This window comes from Corallococcus sp. 4LFB (assembly GCF_046520365.1).
Classification (GTDB): Bacteria; Myxococcota; Myxococcia; order Myxococcales; family Myxococcaceae; genus Corallococcus; species Corallococcus caeni.
This window is the reverse complement of sequence record NZ_JBKGHJ010000631.1, coordinates 1-4,093: the sequence shown is the minus strand read 5'-3', so window position 1 is coordinate 4,093 and position 4,093 is coordinate 1. Positions and strand designations below refer to the sequence as shown.

Genomic DNA, 4,093 nt, shown 5'->3' with positions numbered 1-4,093 from the left:
GCGGGGGGGGCGCGGGCGGCGACACGCGGCTGGACAAGCTGCCCTTCGGGCCGGGCGGTGGTGGCGCCGGAGGCCGGGTGTTCATCCAGGCGAAGAGCGTCGCGTGCTCCGCCAACGTGAGCGCGGGCAACGCGGGCGTGTCCGCCTATCCGGGCGCGGGCTCCTACGGCGCGACGCCGGCCTCCACGGCGCCGGATGCCGGCACTCCGGATGGGGGCACGTCCGCCGGGACGGTGCAGCAGGTGGATGAGGCGTTCCAGGTGCCCGTCACGCCGGTCATCACGGCGCCGGCGTCGGATGCGGCGTCCACCACCACGCGCCCGCGCTTCGAGGGGACCGCGGGCACGAACGGGCCGGTCGTCCACCTCGTCGTGGACGGGCGGGAGATTGGCGCGGCGGTGCCGGGGGCGGACGGCCGCTTCACCTACGACCCCCTCACGCCGCTGGTCGCGGGCGCGCACGACGTCGTCGCCTGGTCGGAGTCGCTGGGCGTGGCGAGCCGTCCGTCCACGCCGGTGCGCTTCAGCACGCCCGCGGTGGTGCTCGCGGACGGCGGCGTCGTGCAGATGGCGGTGCTGGTGGTGCCCGGCAACGGGGACACGGTGGGGCCCACGCCGCTGTTCGCCGGCACCGCGGCCAACGGCGTGAACGTGGGCGTGGTCATCGACGACGGGCCGGACCACATCGTGCCGCTGGACCTGCTGGGGCGCTTCCGCTTCCAGGTGCCGGACTCGGCGCCGCTGAGCGTGGGGACGCACAAGGTCACGGTGCACTCGCACAACGAGGCGGGCGATGACGGACCGTACTCCGACGTCGTGGGCTTCGAGGTGGTGGTGCCCGGCGCGGACGGCGGAACGGATGGCGACGCGGGCACGGCGGATCCGGCGATGCCCATGGTGCTGGTGCCCGAGCAGGGCGCAACCGTGGATCCGACCTTCATGTTCGTGGGCGTGGCGCTGCCCGGCACGTCTGTCCGGCTGGAGCTGGATGGCACGGCGCTCGCGACGGCCACCGCGGACGACGAAGGCGTCTTCCGGCACATCCTGACGGCGGACAAGGCGCTCGCGACGGGAGCGCACACGGTCGTCGCGCAGGCGGTGACGGCGGAGGGCGAGGCGGGGCCTCGGTCCCCGGAGGTGGGCTTCCAGGTGCGCGGCCCCACCGACCTGGACGTGGGCTGCGGCTGCGGCACCGCGCCCGCGGGGATGATCAGCGTCTGGGCGCTGGTGGGTCTGGGCGCCCTGGCGCGCCGCCGCCGCGCGCGGAGCTGAAGCGCCCCGCGCCCTGCTCCGGATGATCCGGAGCGGGGCGGGTCACGGCGCGTCGGCCATGTCGTCAAGCTGCTCCAGCGCAAGCTCGCGGTAGTAGGGGACGACTTCGACGGCCAGCACTTCGCGCATCTGCTGGCGCGCTTCGTCGTAGTCGCCCTGTCGCTGGAACTTCCACATCCGGTGCAGCGCGTCTGTCAGGCGGTTCGACCCTTCAGCGATGCGGCGCTCTGCCTCACGCACCAGGGCCAGCGCTCCCGCGCGGGTGCTCAATGCCGCCTCGGCGTCGGGGATGGAGACTTCCTTCGCAGTGCGCAGCATGAGGGCGCGCACGTCGTCCGTGAGCGTCAGCGGCGCATCCTCGCGCAGGACGCGCCGGGCGAGGTCGCGGAACGGGCTCCAATCGGGTGTGCTCATTCGGTCCTCACCGCTTCTTCGGTCTGGCAGGGCGGCACATGTCGAGCGGCCAGTCATGCTGTCCTTCGCACCTGCGCAGGCAGTCCGTGCAGGGACCGGAGAACAGACCGTCCGCGCATGCGTTCCAGTTCCGGATGCACCGGTTCTTCCACTCCGGCAAGCGTGGGTCGTCAACGTAGTCGTTCACGTCTGCTTCGGAGCTGCCGTGCGTGCCGGTGGCGCCAGTGGCGGCAGCCATGATGGCAGCGGCTTCGGCGGCGGTGAGTCCGCACGCCGCGGGGTTGCCGGGTGGTGCTGGATGCAGCACGTCTCGGAGTCCACGCAGGTGGCCTGGGCGTACAGGTCGCGCGTGCTCGCGGAGGAGTGGGCGCCGCTGGAGCACCCGGCGAGGGCGGCGACCGCGAGGAGGGACGCGAGGTGGCGCCTCCAGGGTGCGGCTTTCGGGGCTGTCATGATTCACGGACCCTACCGCGCGACGCCGGGCGCGGCGTGGGGGTGGCCGTTATCTTCCCGCGCTCGAAGGCGTCCCGGCTCCCGGGGCGACAGGGTGGCGCGCGTGACGACGGACGTGTCCTCGGAAGAAGCTCCCTCGCGGCGGTCCCGGCGCTCGGCCCGGGCTCCGGGCTGGCGGTGGGGGCTGTCGCTGCTGCTGGGCTTGGGCCTGCCCACCGCGCTGCACGTCTACATCGGCCTGCGCCTCTTCACCGCCCCCGGCTGGCCCGCTCCCTGGGCTGCCCTGGGCTGGGGCCTGCTGGGCCTGTGCTACCTCGTCCTGCTGGCGGGCTTTCGCGCCGCGCGCCGCGAGCCCACCGGCTTCTCCCGCGTCATCCAGTGGGGCGCCTACCTGTGGCTGGGCGCCTTCGGCGTGTTCCTCACCGCCGTGCTGGCCTCCGACGTCGTCGGCGCCGCGCTGTCCCTGTCCGGCACCGTCACCGACATGCACGCGCTCGCCCGGGGGCGCGCGGCCGCCGTGCTGGGCACCGTCGTGCCCGCCGTGGCCTTCGCCTTCGTCACCGCGCGCGGCAGGGCCCGCGTGGAGCGCACCACCGTGGCCCTCCAGGACCTGGGCCCGGGCCTGGACGGCCTGCGCGTCGTGCAGCTGTCCGACGTCCACGTGGGCCCCACCCTGGACGGCGTGTGGCTCCAGCGCGTGGTGGAGCAGGTCAACGCCCTCGAGCCGGACCTCGTCGCCATCACCGGCGACCTGGTGGACGGCTCCGTGGACCAGCTGCGCGACCAGATGACGCCGCTCGCGTCGCTCAGGGCCCCGCTCGGCGTCTACTACGTCACCGGAAACCACGAGTTCTACCACGGCGCCCGCGCCTGGATGGCCGAGGTCGCCCGGCTGGGCCTCACCGTCCTCACCAACGAGCACCGCGTCGTGGAGCGCGGCGGCGCCCGGCTCGTCGTCGCCGGCGTCACCGACCACGACGCGGGCCACATCGACCCGCCGCTGGAGAGCCGCCCGGACCTCGCGCTCGCCGGCGCCCCGCCGGACGTGCCCCGGCTGCTCCTGGCCCACCAGCCCCGCACCGCCCTGTCCCTGGAGGGCCTGCGCGTGGACCTCCAGCTGTCCGGCCACACCCACGGCGGGCAGATCTTCCCCTTCATGTTCTTCGTGAAGCTCCAGCAGCCCGTCGTGAAGGGCCTGGCCACCGTCGCCGGGACCCGGGTCTACACCCACCGCGGCACCGGCTACTGGGGCCCCCCCTTGCGCCTGGGCCCCGCCCCGGAGATCGCCGCCCTCACCCTGGTGGGAACTCCCCGTTCTGGCGGTGATTCAAGCCAAGCTTGATATTTCCGTTCTTGCTGCTTATTGTTGGGGACGTGGCTACCGCACCGTCTTCCCTCCTTGTCCCGGAATTCGCTTTCAGCCGTCCCACGGCCCCCGCGGTCCCGGGTGCGCGGCGCGGGGCGGTGGTCCCGATCGCGGCCCCCCGGACGGGGAAGGCGGCGCCGGTGCTGCTGGTGGTCTCCGAGGCCCCTGAAGTCCGGCTGGCGGTGGCGCGGGAGGTGGGGCTGGGGTGCCGGATGGTGACGGCGCTGGGGGCGACGTCGGCGGACCGGCGGCTGGACCTGGGCGTGGCGGTGGACGGGCTGGTTTTGGATTTGGACGCGGATCGCCGCGTCGTGAGCGACTTCCTCTGCCGGCTGGTGGACCGGGGCTTCCACGGCCCGCGCATCCTGCTGTCCTCCGGTTTCCGTCCCGAAGCGAGCGCCACCTTCCCGACGGCCTGTCACACCCACTTCGCACTCGGCCGGCCTGGCGCGCCGGTGAGCTGCGCTCGCTCCTGGAGAGGGTCCTTGGGGTCTCCCCACCTCGCTCAATCCGCAAGCCGTCCGTGACTCCCCGCATGGAAGAGCTGCTCGCGCAGATCAACGACATCGGCAAGAAGTCCGGCCTGGAG

4 protein-coding genes are annotated in these 4,093 nt (G+C 73.5%); 3 read left to right on the top strand and 1 reads right to left on the bottom strand.

The genetic code is table 11. The features are described 5' to 3' along the window. Positions 1-1,271 (top strand): MYXO-CTERM sorting domain-containing protein (locus ACLEQD_RS38425; protein ID WP_410390811.1); only part of this gene is annotated, 1,271 nt, incomplete at its 5' end. A gap of 42 nt (positions 1,272-1,313) precedes the next feature. Here ACLEQD_RS38425 and ACLEQD_RS38420 read toward each other — a convergent pair. Further along, positions 1,314-1,685 (bottom strand): DUSAM domain-containing protein, encoded by a 372-nt coding sequence (locus ACLEQD_RS38420; RefSeq protein ID WP_410390810.1) that lies wholly within the window; start codon positions 1,683-1,685, stop codon positions 1,314-1,316. Positions 1,686-2,232: 547 nt separating this feature from the next. Between ACLEQD_RS38420 and ACLEQD_RS38415 the strand changes: the two genes are divergently transcribed. Together ACLEQD_RS38415 and ACLEQD_RS38410 are read left to right on the top strand one after the other, a co-directional pair. Continuing rightward, the gene (locus tag ACLEQD_RS38415) at positions 2,233-3,480 is read left to right on the top strand and encodes a metallophosphoesterase (protein WP_410390808.1); all 1,248 of its coding nucleotides are present in this window, start codon (positions 2,233-2,235) and stop codon (positions 3,478-3,480) included. A 122-nt stretch (positions 3,481-3,602) separates the two neighbouring features. Next, on the top strand, positions 3,603-4,031 hold the full coding sequence (locus ACLEQD_RS38410; RefSeq protein ID WP_410390807.1) for a hypothetical protein: 429 nt from the start codon (positions 3,603-3,605) through the stop codon (positions 4,029-4,031). Positions 4,032-4,093 lie beyond the last annotated feature (62 nt).